Below are 21,065 nucleotides of genomic sequence, written 5' to 3'. Positions count from 1 at the left end.
CCTCACGACGTTACGAGCAGAAATCCAGCGGCAGGCGACGCGGCACGAACTGGCCTTTGCCCAGTTGTTCGGCATCGCGCAAAGTGCGCCAGGTGTAATCCAGCGCACTGCGCACGGCACTGGCCAGGTGTTCGCCCTGAGCCAGGCGACCGGCGAGGGCGCTGGCCAGCGTACAACCGGAGCCGTGATAGCTGCCCGGCAGGCGCTGGCAGATAAAGGTTTCGCGCAGGCCGTCGCGGCTGTACACGCGGTTGTGGATTTCAGTTTCGTCGCCATGGCCGCCGGTGATCAGCAGGTTTTTGACGAATGGCAGGAGTTTTTCTGCGCACTCGTCGGCCGTGCCTTCGGGCAGTTCGGCGAGGATGCGCGCTTCAGGAAGATTGGGGGTAGCAATGATCGACAGCGGCAGCAGACGCTCGCGCATCGCATAGCCGACCTCGTCCTTGCCCAGGCGTCCGCCGCCGCCGGCACGCAGCACCGGGTCGCAGACCACCGGCAGATGCGGGTGCGCCGAGAGCAGTTCGACGACCGTGTCGACCATCTCCAGCGAACCGAGCATGCCCAGTTTCACTGCGGCGACTTCGGAATCGTTGAGCACGGCGTTGGCCTGGGCCAGTACCCACTCACGGTCGAGGACGCGGAAGTCAGTGACGTTGACGGTGTCTTGCACGGTCAGGGCGGTGACGGCCGGAGCCGCATGGCAACCCTGCGCGAGCAAGGCTTCGATATCTGCCTGCAAGCCGGCGCCACCACTGGGGTCGTGGCCGGAGAGACAGAGGACAACGGGGCGGGAGCTGTAGATATTCATGGTGCGCGAGCTTACCACCAAAGCTGATTTTGGGGTTCAGTACTCACGGTGTTTGCGAGCAGATTGTCGGACAACCCCGCAGTCTTTATTTGGAGCACATTTGTGGCGAGGGGATTTATCCCCGTTGGGCTGCGAAGCGGCCCCAAACCCTGCAATCCGGTTCTTTCTGACACACCTCGCTGGATGGACTGGCGACTGCTTCGCAGCCGAACGGGGATAAATCCCCTCGCCACAATTGGTCATCTATCAAGGAGGCTGTCGTCGCGAGTTGACCAACCCAACAGCTCTATCTCGGTGCTTTGCCCTGGAACGCCCGTTCTAGAGCCGTTGTAGGAAAAATTTCCATGGTGCTCAATGGCCATCAACGGCTATGCTAGGCTGGATCCAAACAATCACAGGTAATACCGGTTTTACGTCTACTCAAAGGGAATGGGGGGCTTCCTGACACAACCGGACGAGCCACGCTGGGGCTTCAATGCGCTATTTGCTGATGTTGCTGTTCTGCTTGCCCCTCATGGCGAGCGCTGTCGAATTCGACGAATTCACCCAGAGCCTGCCACTGGGCCGATCGCTGCAAGTGTTCGAAGACCCGAGCGGTCAGGCGACGATTGCCGACGTCCGCGCGCAAGACGCCGCCGGCCAGTTCAAAGCCCACGACAAAGCCACGCTCAACGCCGGTTACTCGCGTTCGGCGTTCTGGCTGAAGATCGACCTGCATTACCGCCCGAGCAACCCGGCCGCCCAGCGCACCTGGCTGCTGGAACTGGCGTATCCGCCGCTTGATCACCTCGATCTGTACTTGCCTGGCGCCAACGGCGAATACCGGCTGGTGCGCCAGACCGGCGATGCCTTGCCCTTCGCCAGTCGCGAGATCCGCCAGAACAACTACCTGTTCGACCTTCCCTTCAAACCGGATCAACAGCAGACGCTGTACCTGCGACTGGCCAGCGAAGGCTCGATCCAGGCGCCGGTGACGTTGTGGTCGAGCAGCGCATACCTCGAAGACCAACCGGTGCGCCTGTATGTACTCGGCATCATTTATGGCGTGCTGCTGGGGATGCTGGTCTACAACCTGTTCATCTACTTGAGCGTGCGCGACACCAGTTACCTCTATTACATCTTCTATATCGGCTCGTTCGGCCTCTATCAATTGTCGGTCAATGGCGCGGCGGTCGAGTATTTCTGGCCGGACAACCCATGGTGGGCCAACGCCGCGACACCGTTCTTCATCGGTTGCGCCGGTCTGTTCGGCAGCCAGTTCGCCCGCAGTTTCCTGCAGACCAAGACCCACAGCCCCTGGCTGGATCGCTTGCTGATCGGCCTGATTGCCTTCAGTGCGCTGGTGATCGGCCTGTCGCTGATGACCAGTTACGCCCTGGCCCTGCGCCTGGCGACCACACTGGCGCTGACCTTCACCGTGGTGATCTTTGCCGCCGGGATTCTTGCCTGGTGGCGCGGCCTGCGTGTGGCGCGTTACTTCATCATCGCCTGGTCGGCGTTCCTGCTCGGCGGCATCGTCAATACGCTGATGGTGCTGGGCCTGCTGCCCAACGTGTTCCTGACCATGTACGCCAGCCAGATCGGTTCGGCCATCGAGGTGGCGCTGCTGTCGCTGGCGCTGGCCGACCGCATCAACGCGATGCGCGAACAACAGGCGCAGACCTTGTTCGACGCCGGGCAGAAACTCGAAGTGCTCAACCAGCAACTGGCCCACAGCAACAAGCTCAAGGATGAATTCCTCGCGACGTTGACCCACGAACTGCGCACGCCGATGAACGGCGTGATCGGTTCGCTGGAACTGATGCAGACCGTCGACCTCGATCCCGAGCTTGAGCAATATCAACAAACCGCCGCCGGTTCTGCTCGCGACATGATGCGCATGGTCAATGGCATCCTCACGCTCACTGAATTGCAGGCCGGCAAACTCAAGGCGACGCCGGGCAGTTTCAGCCTGCGCGCAGTGGTCGAGGCGTTGCGCGTGCAGTTCGAAGGTAATGCAGCGAGCAAGTCGCTGGACTTCAAGGTCGAGGTGCTGCCGACCCTGCCGGATCGCTTGCTCGGCGACAGCGCGAAACTGGCGCAGTGCCTGGAATGCCTGCTGGACAATGCGATCAAGTTCACCCGCGTCGGCGGGCTGGCACTGCGCGTTACCGGGCGGCCGTCGGCGGATGAGCGCATGGCGCTGTCGTTTGCGGTGATCGACACCGGTATCGGTTTCACTGATCTGGGCGAGGCGACCCTGTATCAGCGTTTCTTCCAGCTCGATGGTTCGATGACTCGCGAATACGGCGGCCTGGGGGTGGGGCTGGCGATCTGTCGGCAGCTGGTCGAATTGCTCGGCGGCAAACTCACCCATCGTTCCGAGCCGGGACGCGGCAGCCGCTTCCAGCTCGATGTCGAATTCGAACTGCCGGTGATCGAAGCGCCTGCGGATCAGCCGACCCGCGATTGCATTCGTGCGCCGCAGGACTGCACGGTGCTGCTGGTGGACGACAACAGCGTCAATCAACTGGTCATGCGTGGCATGTTGCTCAAGCTCGGTTTCCGCGTGCGCAGCGCTGACAACGGCGCCGCCGCGCTGGACTGCCTGCAACGGGAAAGCTTCGATGCGGTGCTGATCGATTGCCAGTTGCCCCGCCACGAAGGCGCATCGCTGTGCTGCCAGATCCATGCATTGCCGGGCTGTGCGCACTTGCCGGTATTCATGCTGGCGCTGGGTGCGGATCGCGAGCAATGCGCCCCGGGCGCGCCTATCGACTATCTGCACAAACCGGTCAAATTCGAGGATCTGCAGGCTGCATTACAGCGCCGCGTGCTCAGTTGCTGATGGGGTAAAAGCGCCGCAAAAACGGCGTCTATGACACTTTGTTCAAAAAAGCACCAGTGCTTAACTGGTGCCATTGCTGAACACGGAGCGCCGTCATGAACCTGCATCAGTTCGCCGAAACCCACGAAGTCACCAATCAGCCGCCGTCGCTGGATGGCACCAACCTGTACCGCATCGACCTGCCGCTGCAAGAGTGGTCGCGGCGTTTTGGCGCCGATTGGGCCGAGTCGCGCATCGATGCCTATGGCGCACTCGCGGGTGGGCCTTTGATGGAAGCGGGGTTTCTCGCCAACCAGAACAAACCGGTGTTTGCCAGCCATGATCGCTACGGTCACCGCATCGATCTGGTCGAATTTCACCCTGCCTACCACGAGCTGATGCGCACGGCGATCGAGCATGGCCTGACCTCGCTGCCGTGGGCGCACCCGCAGGACGGCGCACATGTCGCCCGCGCGTCGATGACCTATCTGCACAGCCAGGCCGAGGCCGGCAGTGGTTGCCCGTTGACCATGACTTTCGCCAGCGTGCCGGCCCTGCGCTTGCAGCCGGACCTGGCCGAACAGTGGCTGCCGAAAGTCCTCGCCACCGACTACGACCCGCGCAACGTCGGCATGGCGCACAAGGCCGGCGTGACCATCGGCATGGCGATGACCGAGAAGCAGGGCGGCACCGATGTGCGCGCCAACACCACCAAAGCCTATCCGGTCGGCGCCAGCGGCCCGGGTCAGGCCTATGAACTGGTCGGGCACAAGTGGTTCTGCTCGGCGCCGATGTGCGACGCCTTCCTGACATTGGCGCAAACCGACAAGGGCTTGAGTTGCTTCCTGCTGCCGCGCCATCGCCCGGACGACACGCGCAATCAGTTCTACATCCAGCGTCTGAAAAACAAACTCGGCAACCAGTCCAACGCCTCCAGCGAAGTGGAGTTTCGTGGGGCGCTGGCGTGGATGATCGGCGAAGAAGGGCGCGGCGTGCCGACCATTATCGAAATGGTGGCGATGACCCGCTTCGATTGCATGGTCGGCTCCAGCTCGCTGATGCGTCAGGCGCTGACCCAGGCCAGTCATCACTGCGCGCACCGCAAGGTCGGCGGCAAACTGCTCAGCGAGCAGCCGCTGATGCAAAACGTGCTGGCCGATCTGGCGCTGGAGAGCGAAGCCGCGCTGGCCCTGAGTCTGCGCATGGGCAAGGCGCTCGATCATCTGGATGATCGCCACGAAGCGCAATTCGCGCGGCTGGTGACGGCGGTGGGCAAATACTGGATCTGCAAACGTGCGCCAGGAATGATCAACGAAGCCGCCGAATGCATGGGCGGCGCCGGTTATGTCGAAGACAGCATCCTGCCGCGTCTGTACCGCGAAGCGCCGGTGAATTCGACGTGGGAAGGGTCGGGGAATGTGCAATGTCTCGACGTGCTGCGCGCATTGTCAAAAGAACCGGGCGTGCTCGATGTGCTGTTCAGCGAACTGGGCGACGGCCATGGCGACAAGCGTCTGGCTGCGCATATCCAGCAGTTGCAGGCGCAATTCAAGGACACCAGTGATATTCAGTATCGGGCGCGGCAGTTGACCGAGGACATTGCGCTCGGTTTGCAGGCCAAGCTGTTGCTCGAGGCGGGCAACTCGGTGGTCAGTGATGCCTTCATTGCCAGCCGTCTGAGCGGTGGAGGTCGCGTCTACGGCGCGTTGCCGCGTGGGCTGGACGTCGAAGCCATCGTCGCGCGCTCGACTCCACAGCTTTTCTGACCGCAATTTTCCCGACACCACAAAACCCTGTGGGAGCTGGCTTGCCAGCGATGGCGGTCTGTCAGTCAACATCGATGTTGAATGTGACGGCCTCATCGCTGGCAAGCCAGCTCCCACAGGGATTCGGGTTACCTGAAAGATTTCGGTACACCCACAACGCCACTGTTCCCGTGCGACCACGATGCAGGCAAGATGAAGCTCTGCAAGTCAGAACACAGGAAGCTGATCGTGACCGAAGCGTTTATTGTCGTTCAAACCGCCGAACAAGCCGTGGATCGTCTGGCCGAGCTGCATGAGCGGGCCACCACTGCGCTGAATTCTGCCCTCAAGCGTTACCTCAAGGACCGCGTCGAACCCGACGCCGAACAGCGTGCCCTGTTTCGTTATCCCGAACTGCGTCTGACCTACCACTGCCAGGGCGAAGTGCCGCAGACCACCCGCGCTTACGCCAAGGTGCAGTTGCCCGGTACTTACAGCGTCACCGTCACTCACCCGGCGGCGTTTCGCAAATACCTGCTCGAACAACTGACGCCGTTGATGCACGACTTCACCGTGACCGTCGAAGTCGGCGTCAGCCAGCAGAACATTCCGTATCCGTATGTGGTCGAGCAGGGCGATGAACTGGCCGGTTCCGGTGTCACCGCGGCGGTGCTGGCGCGGGTGTTCCCGAGTACCGATCTGTCCGCCGCGACCGATGGCATTGCCGACGGCCTCTACGACTGGGAAAACACCGATCCGCTGCCACTGGCGCTGTTCGATGCGGCGCGCGTGGACTTCTCGCTGCGCCGTCTGGTGCATTACACCGGCAGCGACTGGCGCCATGTGCAGCCGTGGATTCTGCTGACCAACTACCATCGCTACGTCGATCAGTTCATCGTTCATGGTCTGGAGCAGTTGCGCCGCGATCCGCGTTTCGTGCGCATGGTCCTGCCGGGCAACGTGATCATCGAGAAGAGCATGGATCACGGCGAAGCCTCGGCGATTGCCGCCGGCGTGGTCTGGCACCGTTACCAGATGCCGGCCTATCACCTGATCGCCAACGATGGCCACGGCGTCACACTGGTGAACATCGGCGTCGGCCCGTCCAACGCCAAGAACATCACCGATCACTTGGCCGTGCTGCGCCCGCATTGCTGGCTGATGATCGGCCACTGCGGTGGCCTGCGTCAGTCGCAGACCATCGGCGATTACGTGCTGGCCCACGCCTACATGCGCCGCGACGGCATTCTTGATCGTGTGGTGCCGCCGAATATTCCCATCCCGGCACTGGCCGAAGTGCAGCTTGCTCTGCAGCAGGCGGCGGCGAATGTCACCGGCGAGAAGGGCGACGACCTGAAAAAACGCCTGCGCACCGGCACGGTCCTGACCTACGACGACCGCAACTGGGAACTGCGCTGGGCTCAGGAGCGGCCGCTGATCAACCTGTCCCGCGCGGTTGCGGTGGACATGGAAAGCGGCACGATCGCAGCGCAGGGTTATCGCTTGCGGGTGCCGTACGGCACGCTGCTCTGTGTCTCGGACAAACCACTGCACAGCGAAATCAAACTGCCGGGCTCGGCCAACGCCTTCTATGAACGCGCGGTCAGCCAGCATTTGAAAATCGGCATCGAAGCGGTGGATCTGCTGCGTACCGAACTCAACTCGCTGCACTCGCGCAAACTGCGCAGCTTCGACGAGCCGCCGTTCCGTTAACGGTTAGTCGTGGTCATTTGGTGGTCGGGGCACTAGCATTGTCAGCCCTGACCGCTAAATGTTCTGTCTCTTATGTCCCGTCCCCCGCGTCCACCTTCGCGCCGTCCCGGTGTGAAGCCGCAATCGTCCTCGCCACGCCGTGTCGCAAAAGCACCACCGGCTGAGCCGAAGCTGATCCTGTTCAACAAACCCTTCGATGTGCTGACGCAGTTCAGCGACGGTGAGGGGCGGACGACGCTCAAGGATTACATCGATGTGCCGGGGATTTATCCGGCCGGACGTCTGGATCGCGACAGCGAAGGTTTGTTGCTGCTGACCAACGACGGCCAGTTGCAGGCGCGCATCGCCGATCCGAAACACAAACTGGCGAAGACCTATTGGGTGCAGGTGGAGGGCGAGCCGACGGCTGAGCAGTTGCAGCGCCTGCGTGATGGCGTCGAGCTGAATGACGGCATGACTCTGCCCGCCCAAGCGCGGCAACTGGCTGAGCCGCAGTTGTGGCCGCGCAATCCGCCGGTACGCTTTCGCGCGACCATACCGACTTCGTGGCTGGAACTGGTGATTCGCGAAGGGCGCAACCGTCAGGTGCGGCGCATGACGGCGGCGGTCGGGCTGCCGACGTTGCGTCTGGTGCGAGTCAGGATTGGCGACTGGACCCTTGAAGGGCTGGATCAGGGCCAGTGGCGGGAAGTGCCGGCGCGCTTATAAGGCGCCGGACTCGATCAGGCCGATCACCACACTCTTGATGATGAACGCGGCCACGCCCAGGCCCAGCACGAAAAACAGAATGAACGAGCCGAACCGCCCGGCCTTGGACTTCTTCGCCAGATCCCAGACGATGAAACCCATGAAAATGATCAGGATGCTGACCAGACCGGTCATCATCCACTCTTCGAACAGTGCTGGATCCATTGGCGATCTCCGGCGCGGACAGGGCTGAAAGGGCGGCGGCGAGTATACGCCATGGTCGGTGGGGTGGCATTGATCTGGGTCTGATCCGCAATTGTTCCCCTCACCCTAACCCTCTCCCGGAGGGGAGAGGGGACTGACCGAGGTGTCTGGCGTCTTACATCGATCTGAAATATCGAGTCGATTATGGATTCACAACAGAACTTTCAGGTCGGCGTACTTCTAGAGCATCTCTTGGTCGGCTCCCTCTCCCTCCGGGAGAGGGGACTGACCGAGGTGTCTGGCGTCTTACATCGACCTGAAATATCGAGTCGCTTATGGATTCACAACAGAACTTTCAGGTCGGCGTACTTCTAGAGCATCTCTAGGTCGGCTCCCTCTCCCTCCGGGAGAGGGGACTGACCGAGGTGTCTGGCGTCTTACATCGACCTGAAATATCGAGTCGCTTATGGATTCACAACAGAACTTTCAGGTCGGCGTACTTCTAGAGCATCTCTAGGTCGGCTCCCTCTCCCTCCGGGAGAGGGGACTGACCGAGGTGTCTGGCGTCTTACATCGACCTGAATATCGAGTCGATTATGGATTCACAACAGAACTTTCAGGTCGGCGTACTTCTAGAGCATCTCTCGGTCGGCTCCCTCTCCCCTCCGGGAGAGGGCTGGGGTGAGGGGCTTTTGCTTAGCTACGCAAATGAGTCAGCGGCAGTTCAGTACTGTTCAAAACCTGATTCAGCACAAAACTCGACCGCACGCTGGTGACCCCCTCGATCCGGGTCAGATGCCCCAACAGCAACTTTTGATAGTGATCCATATCCGGCACCACCACTTTCAACTGGTAGTCGGCATCCACTCCGGTCACCAGACTGCATTCCAGCACTTGCGGCAATGTGCGGATCGCCGCCTCGAAATTCTCGAAGCGCTCGGGGGTGTGCCGATCCATGCCGATCAGCACATACGCGGTCAGGCTCAAGCCGAGCATCTTGCGATCGAGCAGCGCAACCTGGCGCGAAATATAGCCATCGTCTTCCAGCTGCTTGACCCGGCGCGAGCAAGGCGAGGGCGACAGACCGATGCGTTCGGCCAGTTCCTGGTTGGAGATACGGGCGTCGCGCTGCAATTCCGCCAAAATACTCAGGTCATACCGGTCAAGTTTGCTCATCAATCTGTCCTTGGTCGTAACTATTGCGGCAGATTATCTATCCAGGGTTAAAAATTGCGCAAGCGGTGTTTAATTGAGCAATTTTCGCAATCCTGTGTCGCAGCCTCAGGCTTATTCTTAACACCAGAATCACTGCTCGGTAACACAGTCCACGCGGCCCGCCCAATCAGGCCCGCCGAGGCCGCCACCCCCACCGGGGATGTGCCGGCCCCCGAGCTGCACACTGCCCAGAAGACAGCGTGAGGTGAGCCGACGTCAAAAGCGTCGAGCCAGGACGAAGTTCTCCAGAAGGGAGGCCGACGGGTCTCCCTTTTTTCTTGCCTGCGATTTCATGTTGGCGCCTCAATAAATAAGTCGCGCGACTGATAACCTGTTGCAGAACCCGATGGGGCTGTTTCGAGTCTCAGCAACAAGCCCTGCCAACGACAGGCTCCCACAGTGAGGAAAAGCATGAATTCGCGCATCTGGCGTCTGGCCGGTGTTGGTTTGCTGTGTGTGGGTGTCAGTGCGCAAGCGCTGGCCGATGAGCCGCAGAATCGCGGGCCGGGCAACGGGCCGCAGAACGACGGGATTATCCGTGGCGACAACAGCCGTCAGTTCGAGCACAACGGCCAGCCGCATAACAATGACGGTCAATGGCAGAACCGCAACCGTGTCGATGATCGTCCAGAACCGCCTCGCCAGCCGGGCAACAACCTGCCGATCCAGCCGCGACCCGACGCCGTGCACCAGACTCAGGAGCCGCGTCAGGGTTACTACCGCGACGAGCGCCCGCAGAATGGTTACCACAATCAGCAATGGCAGACGCGGCCACGTCCCGATGACAACCGCTGGCCGGGACGGCCGAACGGTCATGGCAATGGCTGGGGGCCTGGCCCGCAATATCGTCCGGGCCATGTGATCGATCGTTTCCCGGATCGTGATTACCGCGTGCCGTATCGCGGTCAGGATTACTTCTATTCCGGCGGCTACTGGTATCGCCCGCAAGGCCCGCGCTACATCGTCGTGCAGCCGCCGCGCGGGATCCGCATCCAGTATTTGCCGGATTACGCCCGTGAAGTGTGGATCGGCGGCTCGCTGCTGTTCCTCGCCGCCGGCTCGTATTACGCCTATCAAGAGGCAACGCAGGATTACGTGGTGGTCGAGCCGCCGCTGCAGCAACCGCCGCAACCACAATCTCAACGCTATGACGTCGAAGCCTACCCGGCCAACGGCCAGTCACCGCAGCAGGTGCAGCAGGACGGTTACCAGTGCTCGCAGTACGCGGTGCAGCAAAGCGGTTTCGACCCGCGCACCGCGACCTACCAACCGGCGCCCGAGGTGGTTCAGGCTTATCGCCAGGCGCAGGGCAACTGCCTGAGCAGTCGCGGTTACCAAGTCAATTACTGAGTGCGGGCGGCGAGCACCACTTCCTGTGGGTCGGCGTGCACCAGCACCTCGGCCTTCGGATATTCCTTGTGAATCGCCGCCGCCGCTTGATCGCTGATGCCATGGGCGACTGACAGGGTCAGTTCGCCCGGCAATTCCAGGTGCAATTGCACGAACCAGTGGTTGCCGGAAATCCGCGTGCGCAGGTCATGTGCACCGAGTACGCCGGGGACGCTGCACGCCAGCTCAAGCATGTGCTGGCTGACATCGGTTGGCAGTTCCTCGTCCATCAACACCGAAAAACTTTCCCGGGCGATCTGAATCGCACTCCAGAAAATGTACACGGCGATCCCCAGCCCGAACCACGCGTCCAGTTGCGCAAAACCCATCCCGGCCAACACCAGCGCGATCAGGATGCTGCCGTTGAGCAGCAGGTCCGAACGGTAATGCAGGGAGTCGGCGCGCACGGCGTTGGAGCCGGTCTGCTTGATCACCCGGTGCTGCAACATCAGCAGCGCGGCCGTCAGCAGCAGGGAAAACACGATCACACCGATGCTCAGCCACGGCGCGCCAAGCGGCTCCGGCGTCTGCAAGCGTTGGTAGGCCTGGAACGCGATCAGCACCGCGCTGCCACCGATGAACAACGCCTGCGCCATGCCCGCCAGCGATTCGGCTTTGCCGTGGCCATAACGGTGATCGTCATCCGCCGGACGCAGTGCGTAATGCACCGCCAGCAGATTGAGCATCGAGGTGACGCCATCCAGCGCCGAGTCGGTGAGGCCGGCGAGCATGCTCACCGATCCGCTGAGCCACCAGGCAATCGCTTTGGCGACGATCAGCGTGCACGCGACCGCCACCGAGGCGCGGGTCGCCAGCCGCAGCAGGCGGGCGTGTTCGGGGCTGGAGGTCATTGAACGTCCTTGTTCAAGCGGCGGGTTGCAGGCCGAACATCGCCAGTTGCTGAGTGCTGCCCTTGTGCTGGATCAGGCGCGGGTCGTCGAGAGGAAAGTCTTTACCCAGTTCGCTCTCGAGAATCGCCTGCAACTTGTGATTGTCGACCTGCCCGTCAGGGCCGATGGCTTGCTTGAGCTTGGCCGGATCGATCTGCGCGGTGTGGCCCGGTTCGAAATAGATCGCCCCGGTGGCGAAGTCGACGGCAAACGCGATCAGCCCGGGAATGATGTAGAACAGCAGGCCGACGGCATCGAGCACGGCAATCGCCGGGTCGATCTTGCCGTCGATCTGGCCACGGCGGTCCGGGTAGAAAATCGAACCGCACGCCGACAGTTGCGTGAGCAGAGTGGCAACCAGAACACCGCCAATCAGGCGAGAGGGTAAGCGCATGGAAATGTCTCCTGAGTCATCAAATAACGAAGCTTCGTCTTGTGAAGTTAAGACCCTGACGAACGTCAGACAGTTCGTCGTTATACTCGCCGCTCTGTTTGGGAGCCAGCATGATTTCTTTGCCGATCGACGATGTTTTACCCGCCCTGCGTGAAGCCCTCGCGTCACGCCACGAAGCCGTGCTCGAAGCACCGCCCGGCGCCGGTAAGACCACCCGCGTGCCCTTGGCCTTGCTCAACGAAGCCTGGCTGGCCGGGCAGACCATCGTCATGCTCGAACCACGGCGTCTGGCCGCGCGCGCAGCGGCGGAACGTTTGGCCAGCGAGCTCGGCGAGCAGGTCGGTGAAACCGTCGGCTATCGCATCCGCCTCGACAGCAAAGTCGGCCCGAAGACGCGTATCGAAGTGGTCACCGAAGGCATTCTCACCCGGCGCTTGCAGGACGACCCGGCGCTGGAGGGTGTGGGCCTGCTGATCTTCGACGAATTTCATGAACGCAGTCTCGACGCCGATCTGGCGCTGGCCCTCAGTCTGAACGGTCGCGAGCTGTTTCGCGCTGAACAGCCGCTGAAGATTCTGCTGATGTCGGCGACCCTCGAAGGCGAGCGCCTGGCGGGGTTGCTCGATGACGCGCCGATCCTGCGCAGCGAAGGCCGCATGTACCCGGTGACGATGCGCTGGGGCCGGCCGTTCCAACCAGGGGAATACATCGATCAACGCGTTACCCAAACCGTGCTCGAAGCGCTGCACGACGAGACCGGCAGCCTGTTGGTGTTCCTGCCCGGGCAAGCGGAGATCCGTCGCGTACATCAGCAACTGGTCGACGCAATTGGCGAGCGCAAAGACATCTTGCTGTGCCCGTTGCACGGCGAACTCGACCTCAATGCGCAACGCGCGGCGATCGATCCGGCGCCGCCCGGTCAGCGCAAAGTGGTGCTGGGAACCAACATCGCCGAGACCAGCCTGACCATCAACGGCGTGCGCGTGGTCATCGATGCCGGGCTGGCGCGGGTGCCGCGTTTCGACCCGGGCAGCGGCATGACCCGCCTCGACACTCAACGCATCTCCAAGGCCAGCGCCACCCAGCGTGCCGGCCGCGCCGGGCGATTGGAGCCGGGCGTGTGTTATCGCTTGTGGTCACAGGATCAGCACGAACAACTGGCGGCCTATGGCAGCGCGGAAATTCTCTCGGCGGATCTGGCCAGCCTCGCTTTGCAGCTGGGGCGCTGGGGCGTGACCCCGGGCGAACTGGTCTGGCTGGATGTGCCGCCGGCGGCCGCGTATGCGCAAGCGCAGGATCTGCTGCAACGGCTGGGCGCCTTGCACGGTGACACGCTGACGGCCCACGGCCAGGCCATGGCTGAACTGCCGGCGCATCCGCGCATTGCGCATTTGCTGTTGCGCGGTCAGGCGCTGGGGCTGGCGGCGATGGCCTGCGATGTGGCGGCGCTGCTCGGCGAGCGCGATATCCTGCGCGGTGCTGGCGCGGATCTGCACAGCCGATTTGTTCTGCTTTCCGGCGAAGAACGTGCCGGTCGTGGGGCGCAGGGCGGGGTGCAACGTGCCCGGCAATTGGCTCGGCAATATCGCGGCTATCTGCGCGGCAAGCCGAGCGAACCGGTAAACGATCCCGAGCATCCACGCTGGCTCGGCGCGCTATTGGCGCTGGCCTACCCGGATCGCGTCGCCCAGCAACGGCGTGCCGGGGGGGCCGAATACCGCTTGGCCAACGGTCGCGCCGCGCTGTTCGCTGAGGCCGACAGCTTGATGAAGCATGAGTGGATTGTCATCGCCGACCTCGGCAGCCGTCAGGGCCAGCGCGAAGAACGCATCTATCTGGCGGCGGATTTCGATCCGGCGCTGTTCGATTCGGTGCTCGCCGAGCAAGTGCGCAGCGTTGACCAACTCGATTGGGATGAACGCGAAGGCGTGCTGCGTGCCGAGCGCCAGCGCAAGGTCGGCGAGCTGATTCTCAGCCGCGAACCGTTGACCGGTCTCGATGAAAGCGCGCGCAGTCAGGCACTGGTCAATCTGGTGCGACGCAAGGGTCTGGAGCTGCTGCCATGGACGCCGGAACTGCGCCAGTGGCAAGCGCGGGTGGCGCTGTTGCGCCAGCTCGATCTGCGCACTCAGGACGACAGCCAATGGCCGGATGTCAGCGATACAGCGCTGCTCAATACCCTGGAAGACTGGTTGCTGCCCTATCTGGGCAAGGTCTCGCGGCTGAGCCATTTCGCCAACCTCGACCTGTCGAGCATCGTGCGCAATCTGCTGCCGTGGCCGCTGCCGCAGAAGCTCGACGAACTGGCGCCGCATCATTTGAGCGTGCCGTCGGGTTCATCGATTCGCCTGGATTACAGCGACCATCCACCGATTCTCGCGGTGCGCTTGCAGGAGTTGTTTGGTCTGGCCGATACGCCACGGATTGCCGGCGGCCGGCAAGTGGTCAAGCTGCATCTGCTGTCGCCAGCGCGGCGACCGGTGCAGGTCACGCAGGACCTGGCCAACTTCTGGCGCAGCACCTATGCCGAGGTGAAGAAGGATCTGAAGGGGCGTTATCCGAAGCATTATTGGCCGGACGATCCCTTGGTCGCCGAAGCCACGGCGCGGGCGAAACCACGGGGCACCTGACCCGCAATGGCTGCGTGCCATTAGCCCATCCGTGCTAATTGCCCTTGGTTGTTCAGGCTCGCAAAATCGCCGCCTGAACAATATCAAGCCTTGTTGCCTGACAACTTGCGCCCAAGGAACGGAACTGCCCATGAGCTCTTTCTTCAAGTTCAAGAAGTTGATCTTCTTGTCGGCTGCGCTGCTGGCCGCCTCTGATCCGGCAATGGCCGAAGAGTCCAACCCGATTGGCGACTGGTGGATTATCTACGGCAACGGCGTGCCCCAGAAAAACATCATGTACGTCGCCGATGCCACCTCGGTCGTGCCTTCGCAGAAAACCAAAGGCGCAACCATGGTCGCAGTGACCCTGGTGTATGAAGAGCCGGGCAAACCGATGATCGACGTCTACAACCTCGAAGCCCAATGCTCTACGGGCAAGGTGCGTTTTATCAATGGCCAGTCCATCGAGCGTCTTGCCTACACCATGCGTCATCTGAAAGTTGCCAATCAATGGCAGACCCCCAAAGAGTTCTGGGTCCAGCAAGCGCTGAAGTTTGCCTGCGCCTCTGGCAGTCGCGCCAAAAACGACATGGCCGCCGTGGGCAAGATGGAATACCTGCAGATGATCGAGATGCTGCAGCAGATGTTCTTCAAGCTCGCGCCGATTCAGCAAAAGAGCCAGATGATGGACAACATCGACAGCCTGCTCGAACTGAAGAAATAAGCCGGGGCATCCAATGACTTACACACGTTTGTGGCTGGCAACCCTGGTGGCAGGATTGCTCTTGAGCGGTTGTGGCACTATCGCGCAGAGCCGCTGGGAAGGCCGCGATCTCCAGGAAGCACTGGACCTGTTCGGCACGCCTGATTCGATGAAAAAAGAAATTGGCCCAAATGGCGAACCCTTGGCCGTGCTGACCTGGTACAAGTCCGCGAGCTGGACCACCACCGAAGCGGCTGGCACTTCGATGACCCATACCGGCAACGGCATGGTGTACACCGAGCATTATCAGCAAGTTGGGCACAGTTCCGATTGCAAATTGCAGGCGAAGATCGATCAACAGAAGAAGATTGCACAGTTCCTGATCGAGGACGGGCGAATCCTGCATGGCAAGTGCCTGGGCGTCCGGTTTGTCCCCGGTTACATTCCGCCCGGCTTCTAAGGGCAGAGCGCTCAGGGCGCAGCAGGCAGGAGGAACCGCGCAATCACCGGCATGTGGTCGGAGATGCGCAAGGTATCGTCCTGCCGCACCTGCGCTTGCACTCGTTTGAGCTTCGGGCTGTAGAACAGATAATCCACCGTGCGATCCGGGCCGTTGAGGCCGGGGTCGTTGGGGTAATGGGTCAGCCATTTGGCCCGGTCGATGCCGCCAGCCTCGTTGTTGGTCGGGATCATCGGGTACTTGTCCCACAGCAGATGCAGTTCGCTGTCGGCAGAGTAGGGCGCGCGCCGCTCGACGGGCAGGCGTCGGTACTGGCCCAGCGGCAACAGATTGAAATCGCCACCGATCAGCCAGGGCAGGCCTTGGCTTTCATATTTGTCTAGCACCTTGGCCACGGCGGCGACTTGCGCCTGCAAGTGGCCGTCCGCCTGGCTGGCGCGCTGCAAGTGGGTGTTGAACACGGTCAGTTGTCCGCCATCGCTGAGCGGCAGTTTGACTGCCAGCAAAGCGTCTTTGGGCTGGAACTGGCGGCTGATGAAGTTGCTCGGGGCCACGGGCAGTTGCAGGCGTTCGGCGTGTTCGATGCGATAGCGACTCAACGTCGCCAACTGGCGGCCGACGCTGCCGTAGATATGTGGCTCGGGAACAAAATCCGCCTTCCAGTCGAAGGCGCTGGTGCTGCACGGGTACAGATCGGCGACACGTTCCTGCAACAGCTTTAGCTGATTCTGGTAGTCGCTGGCCTTGGCGCCGTCGTCGAGCTCCTGCAACAGCACCACATCGGGTTGTTCGTCGCGGATCACCCGCGCCACTTCGTCGAGGCTGAAGGCCATGTCTTCGGCGGTCGGCGCTTCGTCGTCGCCCTGAGCCAGGTCATTCCAGAATACGTAGCGCTTGCCGGCGAGGAACTGCACGTTCCAGGTCATGACTTTCAGTGCTTGCCCGGGCACCAGCGTCGGCGCCGTGGCGTTGCAACTGACCGGCAGGGTTTCGCGGGCATCGGGGCGCCAGGTCAGGCTGAACAGCAGTACGCCGAACAGGACGACGGCAAGGATGACGAGAAGCAGGGTGTAGCGCAGCAGACGGGTCATGGCTCGGCTTATAGCGTTACAGGAAGTGGCCCCGAGCATACCTGACGGCAGCCGCGAAGCCCAAGCACGGCGCGGTCAGACCGCTCCGTTACGTTTGTCAGGCAATTCGCTGATCAGCATGAACAGGCGGAACAGCACCACACTGGTGAACAGTTGCAGAAAGCTGTGAGCGCTGTCGATCAGCCCGGCAATCAGCGGATTCTGCGGTTCGGGGTACACCGCCAGCGTCGCGCCCTTGAGCAACCACAACGGCGTCATCACGCAGAGAATGCACAGCAGGATGCGCCAGAAGTGCCCGCGCGTCAGGCGCAGGCTTTCCTTCATCGCCTGCAACGGCCCGAGGCCGCGCAGCACCAACAGGTATTCAGCGAAGGCGAGCATGACCATCAGCATCAGGCCCGGGAGGAAGTACAGCGACAGGCCCAGCAGAATCAGCAAGGTATTGAGCGCGGTCAGCACCGCGAAGCGGGGCCACAGGGTTGCGGCCATCGCCAGCAGGTCGCGGTTGCGCGGCGACTCGCCACGGCTGCGCGCATCGAGAAACAGAATCAGCGCGGCGGTGTACAGCGGATACACCAGCAGGCCGACGATGATGCTGACTCCGGCGAAGGTGTCCGGCCCGGTGGCGTGATCGACCGCCTGCTGCAAGAAAGCTTCGACAATCACCAGCGGCAGGCACAACTGCACGATGCTGCCCAGATGGCGTTTGAAAAAATACAAAGAGTCGCGCAGTACTTCGAGGGCATTCATCAGTCGGTATCGCAGGTCGAAAACAGTGGCTCACTTTAACCGATGCAACGCGGGGCGACACAAACGTAAACATTCGGTAAAGGTCATTGAAACGTTTTGTCACTGTCTCCATTACAGGAGAACACCGCGCCCAGAGTGGGTGCGGGCATGTTATTACGGGCAATCTACGAGGTCGCCATGAACAGCGAAGAGCAAACCCTGATCGATGGACTGTTTTCCCGGCTGCAACAGGCCGAAACGGAGGCAGCCCCGCGCGACGCCCAGGCCGAGACGCGGATCAAGGAACACCTGACGCGCCAACCGGCGGCAGGTTATTTCATGACCCAGGCGATTCTGGTGCAAGAGGCCGCGCTGAAAAGCCTCGACGAGCAGAACAAGCAACTGACCCAGCAAGTCCAGCGCCTGCAGGCCGAGCTGCAATCGGCCAAGGCCCAGAGTGGCGCACCGGCAGCGAGCGGTAGCGGTGGCTTCCTGTCGAGCATTTTTGGTGGCGGCAATTCACGTCCGGCGCCGAGCCAGAGCGCAGCGCCGTCGTCCTCCGGCGGCTGGCGTGAACCGGCACCGCAGCAGAGCTACCAGGCACCGGCGCCACAACAGAGCTTCGGCGCCGCGCCGCCCAACTATGCGCAGCAGGCAGCCCCGGCGGCGGGCAACAGCTTCCTCGGCGGCGCGCTGAAAACCGCCGCTGGCGTGGCCGGCGGTGTGATGCTGGCGCAGGGCATCAGCAGCCTGTTCCACCACAATCAGCAACCGGAAGAAATCGTCGAGGTCATCAAGGAAGAACCGGCGCAAGTCGCCGACCAGAGCAACAACGGCTGGGGCGATGATCAGCGCGTGGCGGACAACGGCTTCTCGGGCAATGACCAGGGCGGTTTCAGCGACGCCGATTACAGCAGCGACAATTCGTCGTTCTTCGATGACGACGACTCTTTCGTCTGACATAGCCTTTCAAGGCTGACATCGACCCCTGTGGCGAGGGGATTTATCCCCGTTGGGCTGCGTAGCAGCCCCGCTTTTCCTAATTGGAGCGAGGACTGCTGCGCGGCCCAGCGGGGATAACTCCCCTCGCCACAACACCGTTTGTCAGGGACACCTCGGCGCCAGCCGGTGATTATTCGCTGAATCTTTCTCCTGGCTGGCATACTGAGCGCCTTTTTCGGGCCTGATCGCCTGACCCCGCTTCGTGCGCTTGTGCGCCCACAGGAACTCCGGTGAAAAAAATCGCAGTGTTCGCCGATGTGCAGAACCTCTACTACACCGTGCGTCAGGCCTATGGTTGCCACTTCAACTACGCCGCATTGTGGGCGGACATCAGCAAGAACGGGCAGATCGTCGAGGCCTACGCCTACGCGATCGACCGTGGCGACAGCAAGCAGCAGCAGTTTCAGCAGATCCTGCGCAACCTCGGCTTCATCGTGAAGCTCAAGCCCTACATCCAGCGCAGCGACGGCTCGGCCAAGGGTGACTGGGACGTGGGCATTACCCCGGACATCATGGACGCCGCCGACCATGTCGACGAAGTGGTGCTGGCCTCCGGTGACGGCGATTTCGACATGCTGCTCGAGCGCATCATCAACAAGCACGGTGTGCAAGCGGTGGCCTACGGCGTCCCCGGCCTGACCGCCAACTCGCTGATCCGCGCCGCCAGCCGCTACGTGCCGATCGAAGGCGCACTGTTGCTCAAGAGCTGAGCTGAACAATAGATTTGAACGGAGTACACCCCGGTTTGGAACGCATCGCAGTCATCGACTTTGAAACCACCGGCCTGTCGCCGAACAGCAGCTGCCGCGCCACGGAAATCGCCGTGGTCATGCTGGAAAACGGCCGCATCGTCGAGCGTTACCAGAGCCTGATGAACGCCGGCGTGCGCGTCCCCGCGTTCATCGAGCAACTGACCGGCATCAGCAACGCCATGCTGCGCACCGCGCCGCCGGCCGAGCGGGTGATGGAAGAGGTCAACGAATTCGTCGGCTGCACGCCGTTGCTGGCGCACAACGCCTCGTTCGACCAGAAGTTCTGGGATTTCGAACTGGGGCGGATCAAACGCACACGCCTGCAGAATTTCGCCTGTTCACTGCTGCTGGCGCGGCGCCTGATGCCGGCGGCGCAGAATCACAAGCTCGGTACGCTCACCACGTTCGCGCAGTTGCCGCACACCGGCCAGGCTCACCGGGCCATGGCCGACGCCGAGATGGCCGCCAATCTGATGGCGCATTTGGCGGAAGAGTTGCGGGGCAAGCACGGGGTGCGCGAGTTGAATCACGACCTGCTGTGCAAATTGCAGAAAGTCCCTGCGGCGAAAGTCGGCGAGCATCTGCAGCGTTATCGCTGATCCCGGGTACTCCGACTGATCGTTCCCACGCCCAGCGTGGGAATGAAGCCCGGGACGCTCCGCGTCCCTTTCAAAGCCGAACGCAGAGCGTCCGTTGAGGCATTCCCACGCGGAGCGTGGGGACGATCCATGCGGTGTGTCATTCAACGCAACTGTGACTGATACACCGCTTTCGCGAGCAGGCTCGCTCCCACAAGGACCTTAGCGGTCTCAGTTGCTTTCATGCAAAAGTGTACCGGCGCGAAAAACAGGTTTTGTAACTTATTTTTGCGCGGCGGCCTTTCTAGAATAAACCGTTCACCGAATCTGACTGTCGAGCTGCCCATGCCTGCCTTGCGCCGTTTTTCCCTGCCGTTGATCGCTGCGTTTTTTGCGTTGTACGTGATTTGGGGATCGACCTATCTGGTGATTCGCATTGGCGTCGAATACTGGCCGCCGCTGTTGCTGGCCGGGGTGCGCTTCGTCATTGCCGGCAGCTTGATGTACGCCTGGCTGCGCTGGCGCGGTGCTCCTGCGCCGACCTGGGCGCAGTGGAAAGCGGCGGGGCTGGTCGGCATTCTGCTGCTCAGTTTTGGTAATGGCGCGGTCAGCGTGGCCGAGCACACCGGGGTGGCTTCAGGTGTTGCCGCGCTGGCGGTGGCGACGGTGCCACTGTTCACCTTGTTATTCGGCTACTTCTGGGGCGCGCGCAATACGCGGCTGGAGTGGGCCGGTGTGGCGTTGGGGATTATTGGCATCGCCATGCTCAACATGGGTTCCAACCTGCAATCGAGCCCGCTCGGTGCGATGTTGCTGATCTTCGCGGCGGCGAGCTGGGCGTTCGGTTCGGTGTGGAGCAAATACCTGCCATTGCCGGCGGGGGCGATGGCCAGCGCGGTGGAAATGCTCGTCGGCGGCGTGGTCTTGCTGATCGGCAGTGCGCTGAGTGGCGAGCACCTGCAAGCCATGCCGCCGCTCGAGGGTTGGCTGGCGCTGGCCTATCTGATCTTCTTTGGCTCAATCATCGCCTTCAATTCCTACATGTATCTACTCAAACACGTGCGCCCGGCGGCAGCGACCAGTTACGCCTACGTCAACCCGGCGGTGGCGGTGTTGCTCGGTGTAGTGTTTGTCGGCGAGACCATCGGCATCGAAGAAGCGCTGGCGATGCTGGTGATCATCAGCGCCGTGCTGCTGATCAGCCTGCCGCAGTGGCGTCGACCTGCGCAGCCACCCGTGGAAGAGGCGAAAGCCGTTCCGACGGAAGCGCGTACGAATTAGGGTAAACTG

General features: G+C 61.8%; 19 protein-coding genes. 12 read left to right on the top strand and 7 right to left on the bottom strand.

Annotation, left to right across the window (positions count from 1 at the left end):
* Positions 1-10: 10 nt before the first annotated feature.
* Positions 11-808, bottom strand: a complete 798-nt coding sequence (locus AB4O12_RS17770; RefSeq protein ID WP_007909650.1) for a hydroxymethylpyrimidine/phosphomethylpyrimidine kinase — start codon at positions 806-808, stop codon at positions 11-13.
* 475 nt (positions 809-1,283) lie between these two features.
* On the opposite strand from AB4O12_RS17770, the gene AB4O12_RS17765 reads away from it, so the two are divergent.
* From AB4O12_RS17765 to AB4O12_RS17750, 4 genes are all read left to right on the top strand, one after another.
* Positions 1,284-3,635 carry a hybrid sensor histidine kinase/response regulator gene (locus AB4O12_RS17765; RefSeq protein WP_252876954.1) on the top strand — a complete coding sequence of 784 codons (2,352 nt, stop codon included), beginning with the start codon at positions 1,284-1,286 and terminating at the stop codon, positions 3,633-3,635.
* Between the two features lie 95 nt (positions 3,636-3,730).
* Positions 3,731-5,380: an acyl-CoA dehydrogenase family protein gene (locus AB4O12_RS17760; RefSeq protein WP_310220061.1), complete on the top strand. Its 1,650-nt coding sequence runs from the start codon at positions 3,731-3,733 to the stop codon at positions 5,378-5,380.
* 192 nt (positions 5,381-5,572) lie between these two features.
* Entirely contained in the window at positions 5,573-7,072 is a 1,500-nt protein-coding gene (amn, locus tag AB4O12_RS17755) for an AMP nucleosidase (RefSeq protein ID WP_167351308.1), read from the top strand.
* 72 nt (positions 7,073-7,144) lie between these two features.
* Positions 7,145-7,780, top strand: a complete 636-nt coding sequence (locus AB4O12_RS17750) for a pseudouridine synthase (RefSeq protein WP_460059284.1) — start codon at positions 7,145-7,147, stop codon at positions 7,778-7,780.
* On the opposite strand, the gene AB4O12_RS17745 is transcribed toward AB4O12_RS17750, so the two are convergent.
* A complete protein-coding gene (locus AB4O12_RS17745) occupies positions 7,775-7,984 on the bottom strand; it encodes a DUF2788 domain-containing protein (protein ID WP_016773053.1) in 210 nt (69 codons plus the stop codon). The genes AB4O12_RS17750 and AB4O12_RS17745 overlap by 6 nt on opposite strands.
* 675 nt (positions 7,985-8,659) lie before the next feature.
* Positions 8,660-9,139, bottom strand: coding sequence for an Lrp/AsnC family transcriptional regulator (locus AB4O12_RS17740; RefSeq protein WP_007909658.1), 480 nt, complete (start codon positions 9,137-9,139; stop codon positions 8,660-8,662).
* A gap of 450 nt (positions 9,140-9,589) precedes the next feature.
* Here AB4O12_RS17740 and AB4O12_RS17735 point away from each other — a divergent pair, with 450 nt between their 5' ends.
* The gene (locus tag AB4O12_RS17735; RefSeq protein ID WP_460059281.1) at positions 9,590-10,528 is read left to right on the top strand and encodes a DUF6515 family protein; all 939 of its coding nucleotides are present in this window, start codon (positions 9,590-9,592) and stop codon (positions 10,526-10,528) included.
* On the opposite strand, the gene AB4O12_RS17730 is transcribed toward AB4O12_RS17735, so the two are convergent.
* Positions 10,522-11,418: a cation diffusion facilitator family transporter gene (locus tag AB4O12_RS17730; protein WP_073475637.1), complete on the bottom strand. Its 897-nt coding sequence runs from the start codon at positions 11,416-11,418 to the stop codon at positions 10,522-10,524. The two genes, AB4O12_RS17735 and AB4O12_RS17730, sit on opposite strands and share 7 nt — an antisense overlap.
* Before the next feature lie 13 nt (positions 11,419-11,431).
* Positions 11,432-11,851 (bottom strand): hypothetical protein, encoded by a 420-nt coding sequence (locus tag AB4O12_RS17725; RefSeq protein WP_042610556.1) that lies wholly within the window; start codon positions 11,849-11,851, stop codon positions 11,432-11,434.
* Between the two features lie 110 nt (positions 11,852-11,961).
* Here AB4O12_RS17725 and hrpB point away from each other — a divergent pair, with 110 nt between their 5' ends.
* The 3 genes from hrpB to AB4O12_RS17710 all read left to right on the top strand — a co-directional run bounded on the left by hrpB (position 11,962) and on the right by AB4O12_RS17710 (position 15,623).
* Entirely contained in the window at positions 11,962-14,481 is a 2,520-nt protein-coding gene (gene hrpB, locus AB4O12_RS17720; protein ID WP_460059279.1) for an ATP-dependent helicase HrpB, read from the top strand.
* A gap of 130 nt (positions 14,482-14,611) precedes the next feature.
* Positions 14,612-15,184: a hypothetical protein gene (locus AB4O12_RS17715; RefSeq protein ID WP_252876949.1), complete on the top strand. Its 573-nt coding sequence runs from the start codon at positions 14,612-14,614 to the stop codon at positions 15,182-15,184.
* 13 nt (positions 15,185-15,197) lie between these two features.
* Positions 15,198-15,623: a hypothetical protein gene (locus AB4O12_RS17710; protein WP_052392144.1), complete on the top strand. Its 426-nt coding sequence runs from the start codon at positions 15,198-15,200 to the stop codon at positions 15,621-15,623.
* Between the two features lie 11 nt (positions 15,624-15,634).
* Here the strand turns inward: AB4O12_RS17710 and AB4O12_RS17705 are convergent, their stop codons facing one another.
* Together AB4O12_RS17705 and AB4O12_RS17700 are read right to left on the bottom strand one after the other, a co-directional pair.
* Positions 15,635-16,714 carry an endonuclease/exonuclease/phosphatase family protein gene (locus AB4O12_RS17705; protein WP_457265194.1) on the bottom strand — a complete coding sequence of 360 codons (1,080 nt, stop codon included), beginning with the start codon at positions 16,712-16,714 and terminating at the stop codon, positions 15,635-15,637.
* A 75-nt stretch (positions 16,715-16,789) separates the two neighbouring features.
* On the bottom strand, positions 16,790-17,464 hold the full coding sequence (locus tag AB4O12_RS17700; protein ID WP_016773061.1) for a YciC family protein: 675 nt from the start codon (positions 17,462-17,464) through the stop codon (positions 16,790-16,792).
* 177 nt (positions 17,465-17,641) lie between these two features.
* Between AB4O12_RS17700 and AB4O12_RS17695 the strand changes: the two genes are divergently transcribed.
* From AB4O12_RS17695 to yedA, 4 genes are all read left to right on the top strand, one after another.
* Complete coding sequence (locus AB4O12_RS17695; protein ID WP_460059275.1) at positions 17,642-18,403, top strand: DUF2076 domain-containing protein; 762 nt, start codon at positions 17,642-17,644, stop codon at positions 18,401-18,403.
* Between the two features lie 272 nt (positions 18,404-18,675).
* Positions 18,676-19,155, top strand: coding sequence for a LabA-like NYN domain-containing protein (locus tag AB4O12_RS17690; protein ID WP_460059273.1), 480 nt, complete (start codon positions 18,676-18,678; stop codon positions 19,153-19,155).
* Positions 19,156-19,190: 35 nt separating this feature from the next.
* On the top strand, positions 19,191-19,796 hold the full coding sequence (locus AB4O12_RS17685; RefSeq protein WP_460059271.1) for a 3'-5' exonuclease: 606 nt from the start codon (positions 19,191-19,193) through the stop codon (positions 19,794-19,796).
* A 324-nt stretch (positions 19,797-20,120) separates the two neighbouring features.
* A complete protein-coding gene (gene yedA, locus AB4O12_RS17680; RefSeq protein WP_110602775.1) occupies positions 20,121-21,056 on the top strand; it encodes a drug/metabolite exporter YedA in 936 nt (311 codons plus the stop codon).
* Positions 21,057-21,065 lie beyond the last annotated feature (9 nt).

The sequence above is a fragment of the Pseudomonas sp. S2_A05 genome, from assembly GCF_054668485.1.
This window is presented reverse-complemented; position numbering and strand designations above follow the sequence as displayed.

Bases quoted from the DNA above. Each gene is read 5' to 3' on its own strand.
- AB4O12_RS17770 (WP_007909650.1), bottom strand. From the start codon at position 808: ATGAATATCTACAGCTCCCGCCCCGTTGTCCTCTGTCTCTCCGGCCAC.
- AB4O12_RS17765 (WP_252876954.1), top strand. From the start codon at position 1,284: ATGCGCTATTTGCTGATGTTGCTGTTCTGCTTGCCCCTCATGGCGAGC.
- AB4O12_RS17760 (WP_310220061.1), top strand. From the start codon at position 3,731: ATGAACCTGCATCAGTTCGCCGAAACCCACGAAGTCACCAATCAGCCG.
- amn (WP_167351308.1), top strand. From the start codon at position 5,573: ATGAAGCTCTGCAAGTCAGAACACAGGAAGCTGATCGTGACCGAAGCG.
- AB4O12_RS17750 (WP_460059284.1), top strand. From the start codon at position 7,145: ATGTCCCGTCCCCCGCGTCCACCTTCGCGCCGTCCCGGTGTGAAGCCG.
- AB4O12_RS17745 (WP_016773053.1), bottom strand. From the start codon at position 7,984: ATGGATCCAGCACTGTTCGAAGAGTGGATGATGACCGGTCTGGTCAGC.
- AB4O12_RS17740 (WP_007909658.1), bottom strand. From the start codon at position 9,139: ATGAGCAAACTTGACCGGTATGACCTGAGTATTTTGGCGGAATTGCAG.
- AB4O12_RS17735 (WP_460059281.1), top strand. From the start codon at position 9,590: ATGAATTCGCGCATCTGGCGTCTGGCCGGTGTTGGTTTGCTGTGTGTG.
- AB4O12_RS17730 (WP_073475637.1), bottom strand. From the start codon at position 11,418: ATGACCTCCAGCCCCGAACACGCCCGCCTGCTGCGGCTGGCGACCCGC.
- AB4O12_RS17725 (WP_042610556.1), bottom strand. From the start codon at position 11,851: ATGCGCTTACCCTCTCGCCTGATTGGCGGTGTTCTGGTTGCCACTCTG.
- hrpB (WP_460059279.1), top strand. From the start codon at position 11,962: ATGATTTCTTTGCCGATCGACGATGTTTTACCCGCCCTGCGTGAAGCC.
- AB4O12_RS17715 (WP_252876949.1), top strand. From the start codon at position 14,612: ATGAGCTCTTTCTTCAAGTTCAAGAAGTTGATCTTCTTGTCGGCTGCG.
- AB4O12_RS17710 (WP_052392144.1), top strand. From the start codon at position 15,198: ATGACTTACACACGTTTGTGGCTGGCAACCCTGGTGGCAGGATTGCTC.
- AB4O12_RS17705 (WP_457265194.1), bottom strand. From the start codon at position 16,714: ATGACCCGTCTGCTGCGCTACACCCTGCTTCTCGTCATCCTTGCCGTC.
- AB4O12_RS17700 (WP_016773061.1), bottom strand. From the start codon at position 17,464: ATGAATGCCCTCGAAGTACTGCGCGACTCTTTGTATTTTTTCAAACGC.
- AB4O12_RS17695 (WP_460059275.1), top strand. From the start codon at position 17,642: ATGAACAGCGAAGAGCAAACCCTGATCGATGGACTGTTTTCCCGGCTG.
- yedA (WP_110602775.1), top strand. From the start codon at position 20,121: ATGCCTGCCTTGCGCCGTTTTTCCCTGCCGTTGATCGCTGCGTTTTTT.